This window comes from Rhodobacter capsulatus (genome assembly GCF_052363185.1).
GTDB lineage: Bacteria > Pseudomonadota > Alphaproteobacteria > Rhodobacterales > Rhodobacteraceae > Rhodobacter > Rhodobacter capsulatus_E.
The window spans coordinates 2659347-2684170 of record NZ_CP198955.1 but is presented as its reverse complement, the minus strand read 5'-3'; the positions used below and the strand labels follow the sequence as shown (position 1 = coordinate 2684170).

At 66.3% G+C, this 24824-nt stretch carries 18 protein-coding genes, 1 tRNA gene and 6 pseudogenes; 14 read left to right on the top strand and 11 right to left on the bottom strand.

The features are described 5' to 3' along the window. Nucleotides 1-140 precede the first annotated feature (140 nt). The 3 genes from ACTTAG_RS13275 (at nucleotide 141) to ACTTAG_RS13265 (ending at nucleotide 1251) form a co-directional block, all read left to right on the top strand. The gene (locus ACTTAG_RS13275; RefSeq protein ID WP_444462714.1) at nucleotides 141-674 is read left to right on the top strand and encodes a cold-shock protein; all 534 of its coding nucleotides are present in this window, start codon (nucleotides 141-143) and stop codon (nucleotides 672-674) included. Further along, nucleotides 593-1126 carry a DUF192 domain-containing protein gene (locus tag ACTTAG_RS13270; RefSeq protein WP_444462687.1) on the top strand — a complete coding sequence of 178 codons (534 nt, stop codon included), beginning with the start codon at nucleotides 593-595 and terminating at the stop codon, nucleotides 1124-1126. Before ACTTAG_RS13275 ends, ACTTAG_RS13270 begins: the two co-directional genes overlap by 82 nt. A gap of 48 nt (nucleotides 1127-1174) precedes the next feature. Next, nucleotides 1175-1251, top strand: a tRNA-Pro gene (locus tag ACTTAG_RS13265). A gap of 73 nt (nucleotides 1252-1324) precedes the next feature. Here ACTTAG_RS13265 and ACTTAG_RS13260 read toward each other — a convergent pair. After that, nucleotides 1325-3478, bottom strand: coding sequence for a malate synthase G (locus ACTTAG_RS13260; RefSeq protein WP_444462713.1), 2154 nt, complete (start codon nucleotides 3476-3478; stop codon nucleotides 1325-1327). Nucleotides 3479-3634: 156 nt separating this feature from the next. Between ACTTAG_RS13260 and pepN the strand changes: the two are divergent. Next, nucleotides 3635-6180 (top strand): annotated as a pseudogene (gene pepN / locus ACTTAG_RS13255) (aminopeptidase N). Nucleotides 6181-6353: 173 nt separating this feature from the next. Further along, nucleotides 6354-7871 (top strand): Asp-tRNA(Asn)/Glu-tRNA(Gln) amidotransferase subunit GatB, encoded by a 1518-nt coding sequence (gene gatB, locus ACTTAG_RS13250; protein WP_444462712.1) that lies wholly within the window; start codon nucleotides 6354-6356, stop codon nucleotides 7869-7871. Nucleotides 7872-7930: 59 nt separating this feature from the next. On the opposite strand, the gene ACTTAG_RS13245 is transcribed toward gatB, so the two are convergent. Together ACTTAG_RS13245 and hemN are read right to left on the bottom strand one after the other, a co-directional pair. After that, nucleotides 7931-8899, bottom strand: a complete 969-nt coding sequence (locus ACTTAG_RS13245) for a TerB family tellurite resistance protein (RefSeq protein ID WP_444462711.1) — start codon at nucleotides 8897-8899, stop codon at nucleotides 7931-7933. A 137-nt stretch (nucleotides 8900-9036) separates the two neighbouring features. Further along, nucleotides 9037-10389, bottom strand: coding sequence for an oxygen-independent coproporphyrinogen III oxidase (gene hemN, locus ACTTAG_RS13240; protein WP_444462710.1), 1353 nt, complete (start codon nucleotides 10387-10389; stop codon nucleotides 9037-9039). Nucleotides 10390-10446: 57 nt separating this feature from the next. On the opposite strand from hemN, the gene fnrL reads away from it, so the two are divergent. Then, entirely contained in the window at nucleotides 10447-11193 is a 747-nt protein-coding gene (gene fnrL / locus ACTTAG_RS13235) for a transcriptional regulator FnrL (RefSeq protein WP_444462709.1), read from the top strand. A gap of 3 nt (nucleotides 11194-11196) precedes the next feature. Next, nucleotides 11197-11568 (top strand): DUF4087 domain-containing protein, encoded by a 372-nt coding sequence (locus tag ACTTAG_RS13230; RefSeq protein ID WP_444462683.1) that lies wholly within the window; start codon nucleotides 11197-11199, stop codon nucleotides 11566-11568. Between the two features lie 71 nt (nucleotides 11569-11639). Here ACTTAG_RS13230 and ACTTAG_RS13225 read toward each other — a convergent pair. From ACTTAG_RS13225 to ACTTAG_RS13200, 6 genes and pseudogenes are all read right to left on the bottom strand, one after another. Continuing rightward, nucleotides 11640-12414: pseudogene (locus ACTTAG_RS13225) on the bottom strand (FadR/GntR family transcriptional regulator). Nucleotides 12415-12533: 119 nt separating this feature from the next. After that, on the bottom strand, nucleotides 12534-13208 hold the full coding sequence (locus ACTTAG_RS13220; RefSeq protein ID WP_444462682.1) for an OmpA family protein: 675 nt from the start codon (nucleotides 13206-13208) through the stop codon (nucleotides 12534-12536). 123 nt (nucleotides 13209-13331) lie between these two features. Then, nucleotides 13332-14205: pseudogene (locus ACTTAG_RS13215) on the bottom strand (methylated-DNA--[protein]-cysteine S-methyltransferase). Between the two features lie 254 nt (nucleotides 14206-14459). Then, on the bottom strand, nucleotides 14460-14645 hold the full coding sequence (locus ACTTAG_RS13210) for a hypothetical protein (protein WP_444462708.1): 186 nt from the start codon (nucleotides 14643-14645) through the stop codon (nucleotides 14460-14462). After that, a complete protein-coding gene (locus tag ACTTAG_RS13205; RefSeq protein WP_444462707.1) occupies nucleotides 14593-14988 on the bottom strand; it encodes a Hint domain-containing protein in 396 nt (131 codons plus the stop codon). The genes ACTTAG_RS13210 and ACTTAG_RS13205 overlap by 53 nt, the downstream gene beginning before the upstream one ends. Then, entirely contained in the window at nucleotides 14949-15389 is a 441-nt protein-coding gene (locus ACTTAG_RS13200; protein ID WP_444462706.1) for a hypothetical protein, read from the bottom strand. Before ACTTAG_RS13200 ends, ACTTAG_RS13205 begins: the two co-directional genes overlap by 40 nt. Nucleotides 15390-15544: 155 nt before the next feature. Here ACTTAG_RS13200 and nth point away from each other — a divergent pair, with 155 nt between their 5' ends. The 3 genes from nth to ACTTAG_RS13185 are packed head-to-tail and all read left to right on the top strand — an operon-like array spanning nucleotide 15545 to nucleotide 17746. After that, nucleotides 15545-16189 carry an endonuclease III gene (gene nth / locus ACTTAG_RS13195; protein WP_444462679.1) on the top strand — a complete coding sequence of 215 codons (645 nt, stop codon included), beginning with the start codon at nucleotides 15545-15547 and terminating at the stop codon, nucleotides 16187-16189. After that, a complete protein-coding gene (locus tag ACTTAG_RS13190) occupies nucleotides 16186-17172 on the top strand; it encodes an adenosine kinase (RefSeq protein WP_444462678.1) in 987 nt (328 codons plus the stop codon). The genes nth and ACTTAG_RS13190 overlap by 4 nt, the downstream gene beginning before the upstream one ends. Nucleotides 17173-17176: 4 nt before the next feature. Further along, nucleotides 17177-17746: a class I SAM-dependent methyltransferase gene (locus ACTTAG_RS13185; RefSeq protein WP_444462705.1), complete on the top strand. Its 570-nt coding sequence runs from the start codon at nucleotides 17177-17179 to the stop codon at nucleotides 17744-17746. 325 nt (nucleotides 17747-18071) lie between these two features. On the opposite strand, the pseudogene ACTTAG_RS13180 reads toward ACTTAG_RS13185, so the two are convergent. Then, nucleotides 18072-18887: pseudogene (locus ACTTAG_RS13180) on the bottom strand (sulfotransferase family protein). A gap of 155 nt (nucleotides 18888-19042) precedes the next feature. Between ACTTAG_RS13180 and ACTTAG_RS13175 the strand changes: the two are divergent. The 3 genes and pseudogenes from ACTTAG_RS13175 to ACTTAG_RS13165 all read left to right on the top strand — a co-directional run bounded on the left by ACTTAG_RS13175 (nucleotide 19043) and on the right by ACTTAG_RS13165 (nucleotide 21377). Further along, a pseudogene (locus ACTTAG_RS13175) lies at nucleotides 19043-20604 on the top strand (DUF5928 domain-containing protein). A gap of 13 nt (nucleotides 20605-20617) precedes the next feature. Further along, nucleotides 20618-20998, top strand: a complete 381-nt coding sequence (locus ACTTAG_RS13170; protein ID WP_444462674.1) for an HIT domain-containing protein — start codon at nucleotides 20618-20620, stop codon at nucleotides 20996-20998. Nucleotides 20999-21194: 196 nt separating this feature from the next. After that, the gene (locus ACTTAG_RS13165; RefSeq protein ID WP_074554455.1) at nucleotides 21195-21377 is read left to right on the top strand and encodes a zinc-finger domain-containing protein; all 183 of its coding nucleotides are present in this window, start codon (nucleotides 21195-21197) and stop codon (nucleotides 21375-21377) included. 17 nt (nucleotides 21378-21394) lie between these two features. Here the strand turns inward: ACTTAG_RS13165 and ACTTAG_RS13160 are convergent, their stop codons facing one another. After that, nucleotides 21395-21979, bottom strand: a complete 585-nt coding sequence (locus ACTTAG_RS13160) for a hypothetical protein (protein ID WP_444462704.1) — start codon at nucleotides 21977-21979, stop codon at nucleotides 21395-21397. On the opposite strand from ACTTAG_RS13160, the pseudogene polA reads away from it, so the two are divergent. After that, nucleotides 21950-24805 (top strand): annotated as a pseudogene (gene polA / locus ACTTAG_RS13155) (DNA polymerase I). The gene ACTTAG_RS13160 and the pseudogene polA overlap by 30 nt on opposite strands. The last annotated feature ends 19 nt before the right edge of the window (nucleotides 24806-24824 follow it).

Below are 24824 nucleotides of genomic sequence, written 5' to 3'. Positions count from 1 at the left end.
TTTCGCGCTTCGCCAATGGCATCCTGCCCAAAAAGACAAGCCAAATCAGCTTGAAACCGGTTGCGAACCTGTGACAACTGAGGGGCGGCGCAGTGGCGGACGTCCACAGTCCCGGCGCATCAGAAAATGGACGGCAGCGGATGGTTGACGAAGCGGGCGCGACGCGTGAAGTCGCGGGGCGGGTGAAGTGGTTTGACGCGGGCAAGGGGTTCGGGTTCATCCTCGATGGCGAGGGCGGGCCGGACATTCTGCTTCATGCCAATGTGCTGCGCAATTTCGGACAAAGTTCGGTGGCGGACAATGCCGGCATCCGGGTTCTGGTGCAGGCGACGCCGCGCGGCGCGCAGGCGGTCGAGGTGCTCGATATCTCGCCGCCCGAGACCGACACCCGGCTGGCCCCGATTGAGGATCTGGGCGAGACCGACCCCGAGGTGATCGCGGCGCTGCCGCTGGAACCGGCGCGGGTGAAGTGGTTCGACAAGGGCAAGGGATTTGGCTTTGCAAATGTCTTCGGACGGCCCGAAGATGTGTTCATCCATGTCGAGGTGCTGCGCCGCTCGGGCTTTGCCGATCTGGCGCCGGGAGAGGCGGTATGTCTGCGGGTGATCGAGGGGCGGCGCGGCCGGATGGCGGCGCAGGTCACAAGCTGGGAAACGGCGCTGCGGGCGCGCTGATCCTGTGTCTCGGGCTGGCGGGGGTCCCCGCGCTGGCCGAGGATTGCAGCCGGGCGGCGTTCGACACCGCCCGCGCCACCGGCGGGGAGGCGGTGCTTTGCATCGCGCGGCCGGGCGGGGCGGTCCGGATTTCCGTTGAAATCGCCGATACCGAAGCCGAGCGGTCGCGCGGGCTGATGGGCCGCAGCCATCTGGCGCCCGGCAGCGGGATGGTCTTTGTCTATCCGACGCCGCGGGTGGTGGGGTTCTGGATGCATGACACGCCGTTGCCGCTTGACATGATCTTCATCGACGCGGCCGGGCGCATTCTGTCCATCCACGCGAATGCGCAGCCCTTTGACGAGACGCCGATCTGGTCGGGCGGGCCGGTGCAGCATGTGCTGGAGATTGCGGGCGGGCAGGCGGCGGCGCTGGGGCTGGCCCCCGGACAGCGCGTGGCACCGCTTGATTAGGCATTTCCCCTTTTCAGCGCTCTGCTGTGCCGCTATTGAAGGCGCCATCGGGGCGTAGCGCAGCCTGGTAGCGCGTCTGTTTTGGGTACAGAAGGTCGTGAGTTCGAATCTCGCCGCCCCGACCACTCCCATGATCCGGGTTCCGGTCCCTTGGGGCGCGTCCCCCGGCGAAGGGGGGCGCCGCCCGAGGCCAGTCGTTCAGCCCTTGGCGGCCTTCACCTGGGCGCGGCGCTGGTGCAGCACCGGTTCCGTATAGCCCGAGGACTGGATGCGGGCCAGAAACACCAGATCGCAGGCGGCCTGAAACGCCAGCCCGTCGAAATTCGGCGCCATCGGCTGATAGGCCGGATCGCCCGCATTCTGCCGATCGACCACCGCCGCCATCTTGCGAAAGGCCTTCATCACCTGCGGCTCGCCGACGATGCCGTGATGCAGCCAGTTCGCCAGCGCCTGAGAGCTGATCCGCAGCGTCGCGCGGTCTTCCATCAGGCCGACGTCATGAATGTCGGGCACCTTGGAACAGCCGATGCCCTGATCGACCCAGCGCACCACATAGCCCAGAATCCCCTGCGCGTTGTTCTCGATTTCCGCGGTGATCTCGGCCTCGGAATAGGTGCGCCCGACGGCCAGCGGGATCGTCAGCAGATCAAAGAGTCGCAGCGGCCGTTGCAGCTGTGCGATCTCGCGTTGGCGCGCCTTCACATCGACGCGGTGGTAATGCGTCGCGTGCAGCGTGGCCGCGGTGGGCGAGGGCACCCAGGCGCAATTCGCCCCGGCCATCGGATGGGCGATCTTCTGCGCCAGCATCTGCCCCATATTGTCCGGCGCGGCCCACATCCCCTTGCCGATCTGCGCCTTGCCCGGCAGGCCGAGCCGCAGGCCGATATCGACGTTGCGATCCTCGTAAGCGGAAATCCAGGGCTGCGATTTCATCTCGGCCTTGGTCACCATCGGCCCGGCTTCCATCGAGGTGAAGATCTCGTCCCCGGTCCGGTCAAGGAACCCCGAGTTGATGAAGGCAAGCCGATCCTTGGCGGCGCGGATGCATTCCTTGAGGTTCGCCGAGGTCCGGCGTTCCTCGTCCATGATGCCGAGCTTCACCGTATTGGCGGGCAGGCCCAGGACTTCCTCGACATGGGCGAAGCTGGCGCAGGTGAAGGCGACTTCCTCGGGGCCGTGCAGCTTCGGCTTGACCACATAGACCGAGCCGGTGGTGGAATTGGCGCCGCGCTTCAGATCATGCAGCGCGCAAAGCGTGGTGATCATCGCATCCATCAGCCCCTCGGGCGCCTCGGCGCCGCTGCGGGTCAGGATCGCGGGGGTGGTCATCAGCGGCCCGACATTGCGCACGAGCATCAGCGCCCGGCCCTTGAGTGTGACGTGGCCCCCCTCGGGCGCGGTGAAGGTCAGATCGGGGGCAAGGGCGCGGGTGAAACTGCGGCTGCCCTTCGTCACCGTTTCCGTCAGATCGCCGCGCATCAAGCCCAGCCAGTTGCGATAGGCCAGAACCTTGTCGGCGGCATCGACGGTGGCCACCGAATCCTCGCAATCCATGATCGAGGACAGCGCCGATTCCAGCACCAGATCGGCCAGCCCCAGCGGATCGGTGGCGCCGATCGGATGGGCGCGGTCGAGCTTCAGGATCAGATGCAAGCCGTTGTTGCGCAACAAGATCTCGGTGGGTGCCTCGGCCGCGCCGCGAAAGCCCGCGAATTGCGCGGGGTCTTTCAGCCCGGTTTCCTCGCCCGCGACCTCGGCGAAAAGCCCGCCGTCTTGCAGCCAAAGCCGCGTCGCCTGCGCCCAGGGCCCGGCGACAAGCGGGCAGGCGGCATCGAGGAACTCCTTCGCCCAAGCGATCACCTTCGCGCCGCGGACGGGGTCGTAACCGGGCGCCATGGGCGGCGCTCCCAAAGCATCGGTGCCGTAAAGCGCGTCATAAAGGCTGCCCCAACGCGCATTCGCGGCATTGAGCGCATAGCGCGCATTGGTGATCGGCACGACCAGCTGCGGGCCGCAGACCTGGGCGATCTCGGGATCGGTCGGGCCGGTTTCGATGCTGAAATCGGCGCCCTCGGGGACCAGATAGCCGATTTCCTCCAGAAAGGCGCGATAGGCGGTGGCGTCATGGCCCTGACTGCGGTGGTGCAGGTGCCAGGCGTCGATCTGCGCCTGCAGCTGGTCGCGCTTGTCCAGCAGCGCCCGGTTTTGCGGCCCGAAATCGTGGATCAGTGCCGAAAACCCCGCCCAGAATCGCGCCGGATCGACCCCCGTCCCGGGCAGCGCCTGCGTTTCGATGAAGGCCGCCAGTTCGGCCGCAACCTGCAGCCCCTCGCGTTCCACGCGTTCCGTCATCGGCTCCTCCCAAGCTTTGGCCGGTATCTTGGCCCTGATGCCGCCCCTGTCCAGCGAAAATCGCATCGGCCCCGGCACTCGGCGATGCCTTGCCGGGGGGGCGGGAAGCGCCTAGCTTGCACGAAAGCCCAGTGCAAGCCCAGCGTGAGGAAAGTCATGGACGGCGTCACCCTTTTGTCGGATTACAATCCCTATCCCTTTGAGATCGCGTCCGTTTCTTTGATCTTCCGGCTGGATCCGGCGGCCACCCGTGTCCTTGCGACGCTGGAGGTGACGCCACGGCAGCCGGGTGCCGACATGGTGTTGCAGGGCGAAGATCTGCGGCTGATCTCACTTTCCCTTGACGGGCGGGCGCTGGCCCCGGGCGACTATCATCTGGACGAAACGGGGCTCATCCTGCCCGCCGCCGTGCTGCCCGCAGGCCCGTTCCGGCTGCAAACCGAGGTCGAGATCGCCCCCGCCGCGAATACCGCGCTCGAGGGGCTTTACATGTCGAACGGCCTTTATTGCACCCAATGCGAGGCCGAGGGGTTCCGCCACATCACCTTTTATCCCGACCGCCCCGATGTGATGAGCCGCTTTCATGTCCGCATCGAGTCGGACCTGCCGGTGCTTTTGTCGAACGGCAACCCCGTCGGGCAAGGGCCGGGCTGGGCGGAATGGGACGATCCCTGGCCAAAGCCCGCTTATCTGTTCGCGCTGGTGGCGGGGGATCTGCGCGCGAACTCGGGCAGCTTCACCACGCGCTCGGGGCGCAAGGTCGATCTGAACATCTGGGTGCGCCCGGGCGATGAAACGCGCTGCGATTTCGCGCTGGGGCGCTCGCGCGCTCGATGGCATGGGACGAGGAGGCTTACGGGCGCGAATATGATCTGGATCTCTTCAACATCGTCGCGGTCGATGATTTCAACATGGGGGCGATGGAAAACAAGGGGTTGAACATCTTCAACTCGAAGCTGGTCCTGGCAAGCCCCGAAACCGCGACCGACACCGATTACGAACGCATCGAGGCAGTGATCGCGCATGAATATTTCCACAACTGGACCGGCAACCGCATCACCTGCCGCGACTGGTTCCAGCTGTGCCTGAAGGAAGGCCTGACGGTCTATCGCGACCAAAGCTTCACCCGCGACGTGCGGCTGGGCGGGCTGAAGCGGATCGAGGATGTGGCGGCCCTGCGCGCGCGCCAGTTCCGCGAGGATGCGGGGCCGCTTGCCCATCCGCCGCGGCCCGACCGCTACAAGGAAATCAACAACTTCTACACCGCGACCGTCTATGAAAAGGGCGCCGAGGTGGTGGGCATGCTGGCGACGCTGCTGGGCCCAGAGGGCTACCGGGCGGCGCTCGATCTCTATTTCGAGCGCCACGACGGGCAGGCCTGCACGATCGAGGACTGGATCAGGGTTTTCGAGGATACCTCGGGGCGCGATCTGAGCCAGTTCAAGCTCTGGTATACCCAGGCGGGCACGCCGAAACTGACGGTCAGCGAGGCTTACGAGAACGGCACCTATACGCTGGACGTCCGCCAGACGACCCCGCCCACCCCGGGCGAGACGGAAAAGCCGCCGCGCCACATTCCGCTGGCGGTGGGGCTTCTGTCGCCCAATGGCGACGAGGTGGTGCCGACGACGGTGCTGGAACTGACCGCGGCGCGGCAAAGCTTCCGCTTCGAGGGGCTGTCGGCGCGGCCGGTGCCCTCGCTCCTGCGCGGCTTTTCGGCGCCGGTGATCCTGGAACGGGCGACGACGCCCGCGGAACAGGCGTTCCTGCTGGCCCATGACACCGACCCCTTCAACCGCTGGGAGGCCGGGCGGACGCTGGCGCGCCAGACCTTGATGGCGATGGCGCGCGGCGAGGGGGCGCAGCTTGATTACCTCGATGCGGTGGGGCGGCTGATTGCGGATGAAGAGGCCGATCCGGGCTTCCGCGCCGCCTGCCTGCGCCTGCCGGGCGAGGACGAGATCGCCGCGGCGCTTTTTGCGCAGGGCGACACCCCCGACCCCGAGGCGATCCGGGGCGGGCGGCGCAAGCTGATGAAGATGCTCGCCACCCGTCACGGCGCGGCGCTGAGCCGGGTCTATGACAGCTGCGCGGTCGCGTGCCCCTACAGCCCCGACGCGGGGCCCGCCGGGCGCCGTGCGCTGCGGCTGGCCACGCTGGCGTTGCTCACGACCGAGGATGGCGGCGCCCGGGCGGCGGCGCTGTTTGCCGAGGCCACGAACATGACCGAAAGCATCGGCGCGCTGAATGCGCTGGTGGCCGAGGGCAAGGGGCAGGGGCAACTGGCGGCTTTCGCCGCGCGCTGGGCCGCCGATCCGCTGGTGATGGACAAATGGCGCATGGCGCAGGGGGCGCTGACCCCGCCCGAGACGGCGGCGGAAACCGTGGCCCGGCTGGCGGCGTCCCCCGCGTTCGACTGGAAGAACCCGAACCGCTTCCGCAGCCTGCTGGGGGGCTTTGCCGCGAACCATGCGGGCTTTCACCGCGTCGACGGCGCGGGCTATGCGCTTTACGCCGACTGGCTGATCCGGCTCGATCCGCTCAACCCGCAGACCGCGGCGCGGATGTCGACCGCGTTTGAGACCTGGCGGCGCTATGATGCCGCCCGGCAGCGCCACGCGAAAGCCGCGCTTGACCGGATTGCTGCCACCCCCGGCCTCAGCCGCGACCTTGGCGAGATGGTCGGGCGGCTTGCAGGCTGAGCGCGCCGGGGCGCTGCCCCGGACCCCGGCGTATTTGCACCAAGAAAAAACACATCGGCTTTTTCTTGGATCAAATACGCTCTTTCGACCTCAGACCCGTCGCGCGGGCGGGCCATCTTGCCCCGCGCCGCGCCCTGCCCTAGAAGGGCTCAAGCCGAGAAAGGGAACCCGCAATGCTTGACCACCTTGCCTTCACCGCCCCCGAACCGAAAGTCATTGCCGGCGCGAAAAGCGACTGGGAGCTGGTGATCGGGATGGAGGTGCACGCGCAGGTGGCCTCGAACGCGAAACTGTTCTCGGGCGCCTCGACCGCGTTCGGCAATGAACCGAATGCCAACGTCGCTTTCGTGGACGCCGCGATGCCGGGCATGTTGCCGGTGATCAACGAGTTCTGCGTCGCGCAGGCGGTGCGCACGGGGCTCGCGCTGAAGGCCGGGATCAACCTGCGCTCGGCCTTTGACCGCAAGAACTACTTCTACCCCGACCTGCCGCAGGGCTATCAGATTTCGCAGCTTTACCACCCGATCGTGGGCGAGGGCGAGATCATCGTCGACATGGGCCCGGGTGTGGCGCGCAAGGTGCGGATCGAGCGGATTCACCTGGAACAGGACGCGGGCAAGTCGATCCATGACATGGACCCGACCATGTCCTTTGTCGATTTCAACCGCACCGGTGTGGCGCTGATGGAAATCGTCAGCCGCCCCGACATTCGTGGCCCGGAAGAAGCCGCCGCCTATATCGCGAAGCTGCGGCAGATCCTGCGCTATATCGGCACCTGCGACGGCAACATGCAAAACGGCAACCTGCGCGCCGATGTGAACGTGTCGGTCTGCCGCCCCGGGCAATACGAGAAATATCAGGCGACGCAGGACTTCAGCCATCTGGGCACGCGCTGCGAGATCAAGAACATGAACTCGATGCGCTTCATCCAGCAAGCCATTGATTACGAAGCCCGCCGCCAGATTGCGATTCTGGAAGATGGCGGGTCGATCGTGCAGGAAACCCGGCTTTACGATCCGGACAAGGGCGAGACCCGCTCGATGCGCTCCAAGGAAGAGGCGCATGATTACCGCTATTTCCCCTGCCCGGACCTGCTGCCTTTGGAAATCGAACAAGCTTGGGTCGATGACATCGGCGCCACCATGCCGGAACTGCCGGATGAAAAGAAGGCCCGCTTTGTCAAGGATCTGGGGCTGTCGGAATATGACGCCTCGGTGCTGACGGCGGAAGTGGCGGATGCCGAATATTTCGAAGCCGTGGTGACTGTGGCCGAAGATGGCAAGCTGGCCGCGAACTGGGTGATCAACGAGCTCTTCGGCCGTCTGAAGAAGGAAGGCCACGAGATCGGCCAGAGCCCGGTCAGCCCGGCGCAGCTGGGGGGGATCATCAAGCTGATCCGCTCGGGCGAGATTTCGGGCAAGATTGCCAAGGATCTCTTCGAGATCGTCTATACCGAGGGCGGCGATCCGGCCGCGATCGTCGAGGCGCGCGGCATGAAGCAGGTGACGGACCTCGGCGCGATCGAGGCGGCGGTCGATGAGATCATCGCCGCGAACCCGGCGCAGGTGGAAAAGGCCAAGGCCAATCCGAAGCTGGCGGGCTGGTTCGTCGGGCAGGTGATCAAGGCGTCTGGCGGCAAGGCCAACCCCGCCGCGGTGAACGAGATCGTGGCGAAGAAGCTCGGGCTTTAAGCGCGCAAGGCGCCCCGCGGGGGGCGCCGCTTTCCGCTGCCCCCGCCTGCGCAAAGGGGTCAGAGGTCTTCGGGCCGCGGCGCACTTTTGCGGCGCAAGCGGCGGCCCAGCGCCCTTGCCCCGCCGCCGACCCGGGTGCCGATCCCCGAAACCGCTGCCGCGCCCGCGCCGCCGATCCCCGCAACCGCCGCCGCCGCCCCCTGTCCAAGGCGCTGCGCGATCTGCCCGGTCGTGCGCCGCAGCGAGGGCTCGGTCTCAAGGCGCAAGATCCGGTCGATCTCTGCCAGCGCCTGATCCTCGGTCACGTCCATCCGGCCCTCGACCTGCACGATCTCGCGCAGCATCGCCAGAATGTCCTCCCGGATCGCCTGGGCGTTGCAATCCTCGTTTTCGCGCAGGAAGCGGCCCAGAACCGCCGCCGCCTCGGGCAGGGCGATCCGCTGCGCATGCCCGGCAATCAGCCGGACCGCCTTTTCCGCATAGGGCGGATCAATGCCCCAGTCCGACACGAACCGCGCCACGATCCTGTCGCGCTTGGCGGGGGGCAGCCTGCCCTCCACCTCGGCCAGCTTCACCGCCAGCGTGCCGATCAGATCGACCAGCGTCGCGCCCAGCAGGTCGATGGGGGTGTTGATGAAGGCGGGCACCTTGGCCACCCGCTTGTCGCCATATTGCCCCACCAGCCGCAGCACGCCGTAATAAGCCCCCGCCGAGGCGACCCCGGCCGCGATCACCCAGCCGATCGGCGTGGCCGCGCCAAAGCCGAGCAAAGCCGCAAGGCCCGAGGGCAGAAAGGCGGCCAGCCCCGAGGGGGCAAAGAAGGCCGCGGCCACCACCGGCAGTTTCGCCGCCGCCGCCCCGGTCGCCGCGACCCCGCCCAGATCCCACAGCTTTTGCAGCGCCTTGCCGTAGCGGATCGCGCGATAGGCATCCTCGCCGATGCCCAGCCGCAGCCGGAACCGCAGATCGTCACCGACGACGCGCTCCAGCCCGGCAAAGTCTCTGGCTTCGTCCCTTTCGCCTGTCATCGCGCCCCGCGTGCTGCCCCGGTTCGGAATTTAGGGACGCCGTCGGGGCTTTCAACGGCTTCGGGGCCGAGGAGGGGCGCAAAGAAATGGGCGCCTTGCGGCGCCCAGTCTGCCCTTCCCTTGTTATGGAAGTGCTCTCAGATCGCCGAGCTGTGCCCGGCTTTCGAGAGGTCATAGGCATCGAAGTGACGCGCGATCATCCGCGTCAGCGGGCGGCCCTGTTCGGGGATTTCCAGCCCCGCTTCGGTCACCACCACCATGTCTTCGAATTTCGCAACGCAAGCGGCGAATTCGGCATCGAGAACCGCCGGATCGGCGCCCCATTGGTCGACAAGTTCCGCCTTGTCGGCCTTGAAGTCGCACATCAGCATCTCGATCAGACGGCCGCGCATCAGGTCTTCCTTCGAGAAGACAAAGCCGCGGTGGGTCGAGAACTTGCCCTCGCGGATCGCCGCCGTATAGGTGCCGGTCGGGCTTTCGTTCTGCGCAAAGCCCTGCGGGAAGCGCGAGATCGACGAGGCGCCGAGCCCCACCAGCGCTTCCGCCTGATCGTCGGTATAGCCCTGGAAGTTGCGGCGCAGCTTGCCCGCCTTGAGCGCGGTGGCCAGCCCGTCATGCGGCAGTGCGAAGTGGTCGATGCCGATCACGTCATAGCCCGCCTTGGTGAAAAGCTCGCGCGAGAGGTGGAACAGCGCCAGCCGCTCGGGCGGCGTGGGCAGGTTTTCCGCCGGAATGAGCGATTGCCGACGCGACATCCACGGCACATGGGCATAGCCGTAGAAAGCGACGCGGTCGGGTTTCAGCGACAGCACCTTTTCGACGCTCTCGGTCATCTTTTCCGGCGTCTGATGCGGCAGGCCGTAAAGGATGTCGGCGTTCAGGCTGTTGATGCCGCGGTCGCGGATCATGTCGACGACCATCTTCGTCACTTCGAAGGTTTGCTCGCGGCCGATCACCGACTGGATGAAGGGGTCAAAATCCTGAATCCCGACCGAGGCCCGGTTCATCCCCGATTGCGCCAGCGCATCCATGCGTTCGTCGTCGATCTCGTTCGGGTCGATCTCGACCGAGAATTCGCCATTCTCGCCCAGCGGCACGGCTTCGAACACCGCCGCGGCGATGGCGCGCATCGAGTCCGCCGGAAGCAGCGTCGCGGTGCCGCCGCCCCAATGCAGCCGCGACAGCTTCACGCCCGGGGCAAGGTGCGATTTCAGCATCGCAACTTCCTTGATCAGCGTCTCGGCATAGGTCTTCACCGGCGCATCGGTCTGCGTGCCCTGGTGCGGCAGGCGCAGAACCAGCACAGGCGCCGACAGAAGGGCACATGCATGTAAAGGAAATCGACGCCCCGCCGGAATCGCCTCGATCCACTCGATGAACTGCGAGGGGCCGATATCCTTGGAGAAATGGGGTGCAGTCGGGTAGCTGGTGTAGCGGGGCACCTTGGCATCGAAGAGTCCGAGCCGGGCGAGTTGCGATTCATGTTTCATGGGCGTATTGTATCCTTCACGACGCGAACAAAGTATTGTCCCAGATCAAGCAAGGCAATGTCTCACGACGACGCTCATCCCGTCTCGCTTCAGTGCGGAGACTGCCCGATCAGGCACCGGGCCGTCTGCGCAAGATGCGAGAGTTCCGAACTCGATGAACTCGAGGTGGCGAAGTATTACCGGAGCTTCGAAGCGGGTCAGACGGTGATCTGGTCGGGCGACAAGATGGACTTCGTGGCCTCGGTCGTGTCGGGCATCGCAACCCTGACCCAGACCCTGGAAGACGGCCGCACGCAGATGGTTGGTCTCCTCTTACCCTCTGATTTCGTTGGAAGACCTGGCCGCGACCGCGCCGCTTACAACGTCACGGCGACGACCGATATCCTGATGTGCTGCTTCCGCCGCAAGCCCTTCGAGGAGATGATGGAGCGCACGCCGCATATCGCGCAGCGGCTGTTGCAGATGACCCTGGACGAGCTGGACGCCGCCCGCGAATGGATGCTTTTGCTCGGTCGCAAGACCGCGCGCGAGAAGATCGCCTCGCTTCTGTCGATCGTCGCGCGCCGCGATGCGTCGATTCGTCACCGCAAGATGCGCGGCCGTCTGACCTTCGATCTGCCGCTCACGCGCGAGGCGATGGCGGATTATCTCGGCCTCACGCTCGAAACCGTCAGCCGGCAGATGTCGGCGCTCAAACGCGACGGGGTGATCGAGCTGGAGGGGAAACGTCACGTCACGGTGCCCGACATGGATCGGCTGCTGATCGAGGCGGGCGATGACAGTGACGGGGGATTGATTGCGTAACATATGTGCGCTGGCCGTCGCCTTCGGACTGCTGGCCGGGGCGGCCGTTGCCGAAGCCCGGTCGGAAACCCGCTGCGGCTGGTTCGCCAATCCGACCCCGGGAATTTCTATCTGGTCGATGCCGATGCGAATTGGTGGTTCGCCTCGCAGGGCTCGCTGGAGGTCGGCGGCTGGGAAGAGCTTGACTGGTCAGAGGCCGAATTCGGCGACGAATGGGTCGCGACGAACGGATATTATGGCTATGGCTGCGCCTGTGCCGCGGGCGACTATGGCCGCGCCGCCGAGGGCGAGGTGCTGTCGATCGCCAGCCTGAAGGCGCTGCCGCTGGCCAAATGCGAGGCCGATCCGGCCCTGCCGCCGCCGCCGCGGGACTGACCCCGCGAAGGGGGCCGGGCCCCGGATGCCGAGCCCCGGATACGGTGGGCTCCAGACCGGGCGGCCCCTGCTTACGGCGCTTTCGCGCTTTGATGGCTCAACCGCAGCCGGGCCAGCGCCTTCGTGGCGTTCGGCCTTGCGCAATTCGGTCAGCGCCACTTCCACGAAATCCATATGCGCCGCCACCGCCGCCCGCGCCGCCGCCCCGTCCCGCGCCTGAATCGCCGCGTTGATCGCCCGGTGCTGCTCCAGCAGCGCCTCGCGCGTCGAACGGTTGCGGAACATGATCTGGCGGTTGTAGAAAACGCCTTCCGACAAAAGGTCGAACATCGCCCGCATCATGTGCAGCATGATGATATTGTGACTCGCCTCGACGATCGCCATGTGGAATTGCGCATCCAGCGTCGCCTCGTCGGCCGGGTTGCGCTTGGCATGCGCCGCCTCCATCCGCGTCAGGATGGTGTCGATCACCTTCAGATCAGTGTCCGAGCCCAGCTTCGCCGCCCGTTCCGCCGCCATCCCCTCAAGGTCGCGCCGGAAGGCGAGATAGTCGAAAACCGCCTGATCGTTGCGGGCGAAAAGCCGGATCAACGCGGGCGAAAAGGCCGAGCCCAGCACCTCGGCGACGAAGATCCCCGATCCCGCGCGGGTGGTCAGCAGGCCTTCCTGTTGCAACTCGGCCACGGCTTCGCGCAGGCTGGGCCGCGACACCGCAAGGCGTTCGGACAATTCGCGTTCCGACGGCAGCCGTTCGCCCGGACGCAGCACGCCCTCGACGATCAGATTCTCGATCTGACGCACCACGGCCGAGGCAAGTTTCTCGGATTCGATCTTCTGGAATGGCATTTCTCTCTCCCGTGGTCAGAAACTATGACCAATGGAAAAGTCCGGCAATCTCAAAAGCAAAGGCTGGCTCAAAGCAAAGGCCGGGCGCGGGGCCCGGCCTTTGGCACTGTGGTCCGATCTCAGCGATTCGGGCGGATGATGAATTCGACGCGGCGGTTTTGCGCCTTGCCCGCGGGGCTCAGGTTCGAGGCGACCGGCTGTTCCTCACCGCGGCCATAGGCGACGACGCGATAGCCGGGCACGCCCGCGCCGATCAGGATATTGGCGACCGCATTGGCGCGGTCTTGCGACAGGCGCTGGTTATAGGCGGCGTCGCCGTCCGAATCGGTGTGGCCGACCACCTCGACGCGGGTGTCGGGATAGCGGTTCAGGCTGCCCGCGAGCGTGTAAAGATCGCGCTGCAGATCGGGGCGCACCGAGGCGCTGTCGACGGCAAACAGCACGTCTTGCGGCATCGTCACCACCAGATGGTCGCCCTGACGCACCACCGAAACGCCGTTGGTGTCCAGATCGCGGCGCAGCTCCTGTGCCTGCTTGTCCAGCTGGTTGCCGATGGCGCCGCCGATCAGCCCGCCGACGATCGCCCCGGCGGCGGCCTTTTCCAGCCGCTCGTCGCCGTTGCTGGTGGCGCCCAGAACGCCGCCGATCAGCGCCCCGGCGATCGCGCCGCCGCGGGTGTTCGCATTGGGATCGGCGCTGGCCGAGCCGGAATAGCCCTGATCATAGGGCTGGGTGCAGGCGGTCAGCGCGAAAAGCCCGGTGCAGGCGAGAAGGAGGGTGGAGGTCTTGGTCATGGAGCTGCCCTTGTGCTTGCGGCCCTGTTGGCCGTTCGCACCATTCTACGACAGATTTTCGACGCCGTTCCATGCCCTGTGCGGGCTTGGCGGAATTTTGCGCATCAATTTCCGGCGAGAGCGTCAGGCCCCCGCCTCGTGCTGCGCCGCCTCGCGGGCCAGAAGCGCGCGTTTCACCCTAGCCCCAGTGATAGCCGCCCAGCCCGCCCGAGGCGCGCAGCACCCGGTGGCAGGGGATCAGCGCCGCCACCGGGTTGCGCCCGACCGCCGTGCCCACGGCGCGATGGGCGCGCGGCGACCCGATGCGGGTGGCGATCCGGGCATAGGTCGTGACCTGCCCCGAGGGAATCGCCAAAAGCGCCTCCCAGACCTTGATCTGGAAGGGCGCGCCGGTGACCGAAAGCCGCGCCTCGCCGCGGCCGGTGAAGGCCGCGCCGACCCAATCGGCGATCGGCGCCGGGTCTTCGATCAGCCGCGCGCCGGGCCAGCGGCCCGCCATGTCGGCAAAGGCGGCCTCCTCGCCCAGGTCGGCGGCAAAGCCGAGCCCGCACAGCCCGCGCCCGGTGCCAAAGGCCAGCGCCGGGCCGAAGGGGCTGTCGAAGCGGCCCCAGCGGATCGTCAGCCCGCTGCCGCCGCGGGCGAATTCTCCGGGGGTCATCGCCTCCCAGCGCAGGATCAGGTCATGCAGCCGCGAGGGGGCCGAGAGCCCGGCCGCTTCGGCGACCTGATCAAGCGGCAGCGCGCGCGCCAGCAGCTCGCGCGCAAGGCCGAGCGAGAGATATTGCGTGTAGCGCTTGGGCGAGACCCCGGCCCAGGCGGAAAAGATCCGCTGGAAATGCGGCGCCGAGAGGCCGAGCCGCGCCGCCAGATCGTCAAGCGGGATCTGCAGCGGGCGGCCCGCGGCCTGCGCCGCGGCCTGCGCGGCGTCGATTTCCGCGATGGCGCGGGCGATCAGACGGTAATGGTAGCGGTCTTCAAGCGGGATCGTGTCGGACATGGGAACGCCTTTCTGGGCGTCACCTTACCGCGCTGTGACCGGAAAGACGACCCGAAAGCTGCGGGTTCGGCGGGGCAGGGGCGCTGCCCCCCGTCCTTCGGACTCCCCCCGGGATATTTGCCCCAAGGTGAAAACAGGGCCGATTTGGGGCCCGGGCGGGCCCGGTGCTGGTGCCGACGGGGCCCGGGCGGGCCCCGGGGCCGGGGTCTTCGGCGCTGCGCGGCAGGCTCCGGCGGCGGTTTCAGGCGGCTGGTTCAGGCGGCGAGGCGGCGGGCGCGGGCCAGGCGTTCGCGGCGGAACATCGCCACTTCCCAATCGTCCAGCCAGGCGCGGGCGGGATCGGCATGGCCCGCCTTGACGCGCGGCCCGACGGCGCCGCGGATGCGATCAGGCAGCAGCGACAGATAGGCGGCATCGGCATGGACCGAGCTGACCCACATCCCTCGGCCAGCACCACCTCGGTGGCGAGCAGCATGGAATAGAGCTTTGCGGCCCCGCCCCGGCCTCGGCCTTCGGCAGGGCATGGCGGGCCTTGGCGAACATCTCCGATTCGCCGAACCAGAGTTCCAGTTCGTGCCCGGCCAGCAGCACCCCGGCCCCGGGCGAGAGCAGAACATCGCGTTCGGGCAGCGCCTCGCCGAAACAGGCGGCGGCCAGAAGCAGCGGCCGGGTTTCGGGGGGGGCGCGGCGCGGCATCGTGTGCTGGCCGACCCAGAGGAGCGGCTGATAGCCGTTGTCGCGCGTCAGCACCCGATCCCCCGGGCGCAGCCAGTCGATCGGCATCGGCCTTCGGCGGTGGCAATCATCGTGCCGCCGCTCAGACAGGGCAGGGCGGCGATTTCCTCGGGGCTGGCGGCGCGGGCGGGCAGCTCGAACGGTTCGGCCTCGGCATAGTCGGTGCCGGGCGTCAGCATTTCGGAGGGCATGTAAAGGCACAGCACCCCGTCGATCTCGATCCGGTCAAGCCGGACCGCGCCGCCGCCGGGCTTTTGCAGCACCAGCGGCACATCGGCCGTCAGCGTGCCCTGCAAGACCAGATGGCCCATCGCATCGCGCAGCTCTGCCCCCGCCGCGCCATGCGTGACCTGCCACAGCATCGTGGCGGCGTCAAAATCATGGTCCAGCGACCAAAGCCCCCGCTCGGCATCGAAGCCAAGCACCGAAACCGGATACCCGTAGTCCATGTTCCCTCCTGCGCCTTCAGGTCTTGGCCCCATTCTTTCGCAACACGGCAAACGAACCGTTAACGGCGGCGGCGAATTGTCCGCAATTTGTCGAATCGGGTTAATTTCGCGCGCTTTCTCTTGCCCCGCGGCGGATCGGCGGGCAGAAGGGGGCCATGGTTGCGCAGCTTGATTACCCGACGATGAAGGAGATCTTCCGCCGTTTCGCGGAAGCCAATCCGCATCCCGAGGGCGAGCTGGAGCATGTGAACGCCTTCACCCTGCTCGTTGCCGTCGCGCTCTCGGCGCAGGCGACCGATGTGGGGGTGAACAAGGCCACCCGCGCGCTTTGGCCCGTGGCCGACACGCCGCAAAAGATGCTGGCTTTGGGCGAGGAAGGGCTGACCGCGCATATCAAGTCGATCGGGCTTTACCGCACCAAGGCGAAGAACGTGATCGCGCTGAGCCGCCTGCTGGTCGAACGCTTCGACGGGCAGGTGCCGTCCTCGCGCGCGGCGCTGGTCAGCCTGCCCGGTGTCGGGCGCAAGACGGCGAATGTGGTGCTGAACATGGGCTGGGGGCACCCGGCGCAGGCGGTCGACACCCATATCTTCCGCGTCGGCAACCGCACCGGCATCTGTCCGGGCAAGGATGTGGACGCAGTCGAGCGCGCCATCGAAGACAATGTGCCGGTGGAATTTCAGCGCCATGCGCATCACTGGCTGATCCTGCACGGGCGCTATATCTGCACCGCCCGCAAACCCCGCTGCGCCGATTGCCTGATCCGCGATCTGTGCCGTTTCGAGGAGAAGACCGCATGAAGAAATACCAGGTTGTCGGCATCGGCAACGCCATCGTCGATGTGATCGCGCAATGCGACGACGCCTTTTTGGCCGCGATGGGGATCGAAAAGGGCATCATGCAGCTGATCGACCGCGAGCGCGCCGAAAAGCTTTATGCCGCGATGGGCGACCGGACCGAGGCGCCGGGCGGCTCGGTCGGCAACACGATCGCGGGTCTGGGCAATCTGGGGCTGACGGCGGCCTTCATCGGCCGCGTCGCCGATGACACCCTGGGCCATTTCTACAAGGCCGCGCTGAATGCCGAGGGCACGGATTTCCCGAACCCGCCGGTGAAAGGCGCCGATCTGCCCTCGTCGCGCTCGATGATCTTCGTGACGCCCGATGGCGAGCGGTCGATGAACACCTATCTGGGCATCTCGGCCGAGCTTTCGACCGAGGATGTTCCGCTGGAGGTCGTTGAAAACATGGAAATCCTGTTCCTTGAGGGCTATCTGTTCGACAAGGATCACGGCAAGGCCGGGTTCCTGAAAGCGGCGCAGGGCTGCCACCGCGGCGGCGGGCGGGCGGGGATCTCGCTCTCGGACCCGTTCTGCGTTGATCGCCACCGCGACAGCTTCCGCCGTCTGGTCAGGGACGAGATGGATTTCGCGCTGGGCAACGAGCATGAATGGGCCTCGCTCTACCAGACCGATCTGGAGAGCGCGCTGAAACAGGCGGCCTCCGAATGCGGGCTGGTGGTCTGCACCCGCTCGGGCGCCGATGTGGTGGTGATCCGCGGCGCGGAACGGGTGGAAGTGCCGGTGAACCGGGTGGTGCCGGTCGATGCGACCGGGGCGGGCGATCAATTCGCGGCGGGCTTCCTTTATGGCGTCGCCACCGGGCAAAGCCTTGAAGTGGCGGGCAAGATGGGCTGCATCGCCGCGGCCGAGGTGATCAGCCATTACGGCGCGCGGCCCGAAACCGACATTCTGGCGCAGTTCAAACAGGCCGGGCTGCTCTAGATCCATGGGCCGCTCGCCCTATCTGGCGCCGGATTTCTACGGCAAGGCGCTGGCCGAGGGGCGGCACCGGGCCATCGTCGGCGGGCGCTGGGACGAGACCGGGCGGGCGCAGATGGCGGCGCTGATCGAGGTGGGGCGGATGCAGCCCCACCATCATCTGCTCGACATCGGGGCGGGGGCGTTGCGGCTGGGCTGCAAGGCCGTCGCCTATCTCGAGCTCGGGCATTACTGGGGCACCGACGCCTCGCGCGATCTGATGCTGGCGGGCTATGCGGCGGAACTGGCGGACCCCGCGCGGCTCGACCCGGCGCAGCTGATCGCGGATGACGCCTTCGCCTTTCCGGGCGTGCCCGAGGCGATCACCCATGCCATCGCCTTTGCCGTTTTCCCGCATCTGCCGAACGACTGTCTGGGGCAGGCGCTGGCGAACCTTGCCCGGTTTCCGCGGCTGGAGGTCTTTCTGTTTACGGTGTTTCTGGCGCCCGAGGTGCAGGCGGGGGCGCCCTTTCGTCAACCCGACGGCGTCGTGACCACCCGAACCGGCCGCCCCGGCATGTTCTGGAACGCGATGTGATCGCCGCCGCCGCGGGCTGGGATCTGACGAAACACGACCGGATGCTGCCACGGGGTCAGGTGCTCTTCGAGGCGCGGCGGGCGGGGGGCTGAGACGGGCCCGAGCGGACCGAGGCCATCGCCGAGGTCACAAGCAGCATTTGCCCCGAAGACCGCCGGGGCGCCAAAGCGTCCCGGCCAGCGCCCGCCCGCCCATGGCGGGCGCTTCTCGCCCGCCGGGGCAGGCGCTTGCCTCTGTTCATGCGTGGGGCAGGCGGTCTTGCGGATGCGTCTGCGCGGCGGGCGGGGAAAAGCGGTGCTTTTCCTGATCCGCCCGAAACGGGCCGTCAATCGCCCAGCTTGACGTGTACCTCGTCCAGATCGATCTCGCCCACCGGCATCTTGTTGTCGGGATTGTCGAAATCGTATTTGAACAGCTGGAAATCCTTGCGGTAGATCTCCCACACCAGATGGCGCGACAGATCGTCGAAATAGGCCGAGACCGGATGCGCCCGCTTCGGCCCGTGCCCTCGCTTTCGTTGAACTTCGGCACCGCCTTCAGATCGACCGGATAGGGCGTCTGGATGTTGTCCAGCACCACCTGCATCCCCTCGTCGAATTTCTCGGTGAAGAAGATGTGGTCATAGCGCCCGCCGTTGACGATGAAGGTCGAGATATGCCCCGACATCGCCGACCAGTGGATGTCGGGCTCCATCGGGCGGCGCCAGCGGATGGTGTCGCGCGCAAAGAGCAGAAACCGGCGGAACGAGGCCACCTGATCGAAGTCGAAGCCGTTTTCCGGGCTGCCGACGTCGATGCCGTATTTCTGCACCAGCTGCGGCACCAGCGCGCCGCGGTAGCGCTTGCCGTTCCTTTGAATCCCCGCGATCTTGTCGAAGAATGACGACAGGATCCGCGCATAGGGGTTGCGCACACAGGTGAAGGCATAGGATTTATGCGCCTTCACATTCGCTTCGATCGGCTTCTGGCTGGCGTCCTGGGACCATTTGTGCAGCCCCCGGGTGCTGTCATGGATGTCGCCGTCAAAGAACTTGCCGTGATCGGAATAGAACATGATCTGCCCGATCGAGGAGCAGGCGCATTTCGGAACGACGCGATAGACGACGCTCTCGCTCGGTCATCCAGGTGCCGGGAAACCCCATGATGTGAACCTCCAGTCGCAGTGCGCCAAGCCTGTCACACCACTCATCAAGAATTCCTTCCCTTGAAGCAAAGAACCTCTGTTTTTTCAATGTCCTTTGGCGGTATCTAGGCGAGAAAGGCAAAATCGCGGACGGCTTGTTTCCAGTATGGCAAAATCGCCTTCATTCTGTTGACCCACAAGGACCCCGAGGGGATCATCGCCCAGGCCGAGCGGCTGACCGCGGCGGGGGATTTCGTCGCGATCCATTTCGACGCCCGCGCCAGTGCCGCCGATTACGCCCGCCTGCGCGCGGCGCTGGCGACGAACCCCTCGGTCACCTTCGCGCGCAAGCGGCACAAATGCGGCTGGGGGGAATGGAGCCTTGTCGCCGCGACGCTGGAGGCGGCCCGGGCGGCGCTCGAGGCCTTTGCGCAGGCCAGCCATTTCTACATGCTCGGGCGATTGCCTGCAGATCAAGACGGCAGACTATGCGCATCGCTTTCTGGATGCCGAGGATGTCGATTACATCGAATGTTTCGATTTCTTCACCTCGGACTGGATCAAGACCGGCTTCAAGGAAGAACGGCTGATCTATCGGCACTGGTTCAACGAACGCACGCAGCCGAAGCTGTTCTACACCGCCTTCGACTGGCAGAAACGGCTGGGCCTGACGCGCCGCGTGCCGAGGATCTGCAGATGATGATCGGCTCGCAATGGTGGTGCCTGCGCCGGCAGACGATCGAGGCGGTGCTCGATTTCGCCGCCCGCCGCCGGGACGTGATGCGGTTTTCCGCACCACCTGGATTCCGGACGAGACCTTCTTTCAGACCCTCGTGCCGCATCTGATCCCCGAGGCCGAGATCCGGCGCCGCACGCTGACCTTCCTCATGTTCACCGATTACGGCATGCCGGTGACCTTCTACAACGACCATTACGACCTGCTCGTGGCGCAAGATTACCTGTTCGCGCGCAAGATCAGCCCCGATGCGACCGAGTTGAAGGACCGGCTCGGCCGCCTTTGGGGCGCGCATGACGTCAGCTTCACCGTCTCGAACGAGGGCCGGGCGCTTTTTGCCTTTCTGACCGGCCGCGGCCGCGAGGGGCGCCGGTTCGCGCCGCGGTTCTGGGAGCGCGAGGCCAGTCTGGGCCGCGACCGCACGCTGATGCTGGTGGTGTGCAAGAAATGGCATGTGGCGAAACGTCTGGTCGAGCAGATCCGCCAGCAGGCGGGTCTGGCGGCGGTGGAGTATATCTTCAACGAGGACGGCGGGCTGCCCGATCTGGGCGGGATCGAGCGGTCGGTCGAGAAGCGCAACCGGCATCGCCGCGCGCTGCTGCGGATGCTGTTCGAGTATCATCAGACTGACCGGCTGGTGGTCTGCCTCGATCCGGCGGCGATCGAGTTGATGCGGGATTTCGCCGCCGACAAATGCACGGTGCGGGTGCTGGAAATCGCCTGCGACTTTTCCGACGCCTATCTGGTCGGCCATGCCCGCCGTGTCGGGCTGGCGGGCGGCAGCACCCCGCCCGAGGTGCTGGACCGGCTCTTGCCGACGATCCGCAACGATCTGCGCCACGAAAGCGAGCAGATGCGCGACGCGGGCTTTCCGGTCTTCCTGCGGATGCGCCAATCCGCCCCGCCCGAGGAAAATGCGGCCGCGCTGGCGGATTTCCTTGGCATCGCGCGCGGGCTTGCAGATCGGATCGCGGCGACCGATTATCTGTTCATCGACTGAGGAGAAAGCGCCCGTGGCCTATGTCTATGATCCAACGAACATCTTTGCCCGCATCCTGCGCGGTGAAATCCCCAACCGCACGGTTTGGGAAACCGAACACACGCTGGCCTTCCGCGACATCGCGCCGAAAGCGCCCGATCATGTGCTGGTGATCCCCAAGGGCCCCTATGTCACCTACGATCATTTCTGCGCCGAGGCCTCCGAGGCCGAGATCGTCGATTTCACCCGCGCCGTCGCCAAGGTGGTGCGCCTGATCGGCGCCGAGGCCCATGGCGCGGGCAAGGGCTTTCGCGCCATCACCAATGCGGGCGAAAACGGCGTGCAGGAAGTGCCGCATTTCCACCTGCACATCCTCGCCGGGCGCTGCATCGGCCCGATGATCGTCACCGACTGAGGCGCTCCCGGCCCCAGCCGCGACAGGGCGTATTTGGGCCAAGAAAACCAGCCTTTGCTTTTTCTTGGTGAAAATACGCTGGGGGTCCGGGGCGAAGCCCCGGCTTTCTTCCGGGAGGGCGCGCGGAACGCTTGCGCGCTGCGGCGTTATTTCGCATAACTCCGCCCGACCCATTTGCCGCGCTCAGGAGCCAGCCATGTCGAACGCCCCCGAAATCAAGGTCGTCACCCATTGGAAGGGCGCCTGCGACGGCGGTGAAGGCGCCTTGGGCCACCCGAAAGTCTGGCTGACGATCCCGCGCGAAACCGGCGAGATCTGCTGCCCCTATTGCGGCAAGAAATTCATCATCGACCGCGCCAACGCGGTGGAGGACCACTGAGGGCGCAAGGCACCGCCCTAGCTGATCGGAATCGCCGCGTCGCCGCAGGGCAGGGCGGGTTTGCCGGTGGTGTTTTGCAGGAACTCGGGGACCCGGTTGCCGGACCACATCTCGATACGCTGGCCGCCGCTCATCTCGCCATTGCCGGTGGCGGTGCCGGTCCAGCGGTCCTGATAGGTGAAATAGACCCGGCCCTTCTGGCCATTCGTGCAGGTGACATCGGCCTGGCCCGCGCCGAACCAGTTGCGCTCTGTCCAGCGGCCGGTGCAGGCGGTGCCGTCGGACATGGCCCCCGACAGATCCCCGTTGCCGCGGCCAAAGGCGCGGCCGGCAAACCAGATGCCGTCGTCGCCGACGCAGGCCAGAACCCGGGCGCAATTGTCCGTCCCCTCGGTCATCGCGCAGGGGGCCTGCAGGGCGCTTCGGGCGGGGTCAGGAACGGGCAGGGCTGGCGTCGCGGGGCGCAGGCTCTGCGCGGCGGCGGCAAGGGGCAGGCAAAGGGCGGCTAATGCTGGCACCAGAACTCGGAACATGGCAATACCTTCGGGAAAGCACTCGGCAAAGGGAAGCACATGGGCAACGGTTTTGGCAAGGGCTGCCATCTGCATCTGATCGACGGCTCGGCCTTCATCTTTCGCGCCTATCACGCGCTGCCGCCGCTGACGCGCAAATCCGACGGCCTGCCCGTCGGTGCCGTGGCGGGCTTCACCAACATGATCTTTCGCTACATCGAAGACGCCAAGGGCGCCGATGCGCCGACCCATGCGGCGGTGATTTTCGACTACAGTTCCAAGACTTTCCGCAACGAGATCTATCCCGCCTACAAGGAAAACCGCCCCCCGGCGCCGGAGGATCTGCGACCGCAGTTTCCGCTCACCCGGGACGCCACCCGGGCCTTCAACCTCGCCTGTCTGGAGATCGAAGGGTTTGAGGCCGATGACATCATCGCCACCCTTGCCCGGCAGGCGCGCGAGGCGGGCGGGCGGGTCACCATCATTTCCTCGGACAAGGATCTGATGCAGCTTGTGGGCGATGGCGTGGTGATGCTCGATGCGATGAAGAACCTTGTCATCGGCCCTGACGAGGTCGAGGCGAAATTCGGCGTGCGTCCGGATCGGGTGATCGACGTGCAGGCCTTGGCGGGCGATTCCGTCGACAACGTGCCCGGGGCGCCCGGGATCGGCATCAAGACCGCGGCGCAACTGATTGGCGAATATGGCGATCTGGAAACGCTGCTATCCCGCGCGGGCGAGATCAAGCAGCCGAAGCGGCGCGAAACGCTGGTGAATTTCGCCGATCAGATCCGGGTTTCGAAGCGGCTGGTGACGCTGGAAGACCATGTGCCGCTCGACTTCGGGCTGGAGGCGCTTGAGGTGAAGGAGCCTGAGCCCGAGGCGCTGATCGCTTTCCTTGAGGCGATGGAGTTTCGCAGCCTGACCAAGCGCGTCGCCGAGAAATTCGGTCGCGAGGTGCCGGTGGGGCGCCAGCCGCAAAGCCCGACGCCGCCGCGCGCTGGGCCGAGGGGGCGGTGCCGCAGGCCCGCCTCGCACCGCAGGCCGAGGATGTCGCGCCGATCGACCCCACGCGCTACCTGTGTCTCACCGACGCCGCGGCGCTCCGGGACTTCTCGCCGAGGCGCAGGCAACCGGCGTGCTGGCCGTCGATACCGAGACCACCTCGCTGGACGAGATGCAGGCCGATCTGGTGGGGGTGTCCTTGTCCACCGGGCCGGGCCGGGCCTGTTATGTGCCGCTGGGCCACACCACCGGGGGCGATGATCTCTTTGGCACCACCGCGCGGGCCGCGGGGCAGATGTCGATGGAGGAGGCGCTGGCGATCCTGAAGCCGGTTCTGGAAGACCCGGCGATCCTGAAGATCGGCCAGAACATGAAATATGACTGGAAGATCTTCGCCCGGCGCGGCATTCGCGTGGCACCTTTTGACGACACGATGCTGATGTCTTACGCGATGTTCTCGGGCCTGCACGGGCACGGGATGGACGCGCTTTCCGAGGAATATCTGCACCACCGCCCGATCCCGATCAAAGAGCTGATCGGCACCGGCAAGGCGCAGCTGACCTTTGACAAGGTGGCGATCGACAAGGCCACGGCTTATGCCGCCGAGGATGCCGAGATCACCTTCCGGCTGTGGGCCGCCTTCAAGCCGCAGCTGCACCGGGCGCAGGTGACGACGGTTTACGAGACGCTCGAACGCCCGCTGGTCCCGGTTCTGGCCGAGATGGAAATGGCCGGCGTCAAGGTCGATCCCACGGTTCTTGCCCGGATGTCGAATGTCTTCGCGCAGCGCATGGCGGGGCTTGAGGAGGAAATTCAAACCCTTGCCGGGCAAAGCTTCAACGTGGGCAGCCCCAAGCAGCTGGGCGAGATCCTGTTTGACAAGCTCGGCGTGCCGGGCGGCGAAAAGGGCAAGACCGGGGCGTACGCGACCGGGGCCGATGTGCTCGAAGACATCACCACGATGGCGGATCACAAGCAGGCGGCGGAGCTGGCGGCCAAGGTGCTCGACTGGCGCCAGATCGCCAAGCTGAAATCGACCTATACCGATGCGCTGCAGACCCATGTGAACCCGGATACGGGGCGCGTGCACACCTCTTACAGCATCGCAGGGCGAACACCGGGCGGCTCGCTTCGACCGATCCGAACCTGCAAAACATCCCCGTGCGCAGCGATGAAGGCCGCCGCATCCGCGAGGCCTTCGTGGCCACGCCGGGGCATCGCATCGTCTCGCTCGACTATTCGCAAATTGAACTGCGCATCCTCGCCCATGTCGCGAACCTGCCCGAGATGAAGGCGGCTTTCGCCAAGGGCATCGACATTCACGCGATGACGGCGTCCGAGATGTTCGGCGTTCCGGTCGAGGGGATGGACCCGATGGTGCGCCGCCGCGCCAAGGCGATCAACTTCGGCGTCATCTACGGGATTTCCGGCTTCGGCCTTGCGCGCAACCTGCGCATCCCGCGCGCCGAGGCGCAGGGCTTCATCGACCGCTATTTCGAGCGCTTCCCTGGCATCCGCGCCTATATGGACGAGACCGTGGCCTTTGCCAAAGCGAACGGCTTCGTGACCACACTCTTCGGCCGCAAGATCCACACGCCCGAGATCAACGCCAAGGGGCCCGGCGCGGGCTTTGCCAAACGCGCCGCGATCAACGCGCCGATTCAGGGGGCGGCGGCCGACATCATCCGCCGTGCGATGATCCGCATGCCCGCGGCCATAGCCGATCTGCCCGCAAGGATGCTGCTTCAAGTGCATGACGAATTGATCTTCGAGGTCGCCGAAAGCGCCGTCGATCCGCTGATCGCCACGGCGCGGGCGGTGATGGAGGGCGCGGCCGATCCGGCGGTGAAGCTGTCGGTGCCGCTGGTCGTCGATGCGGGGCAGGGGGCCAGCTGGGCCGAGGCGCATTGACCCGCGCCTGCCGCGCCTT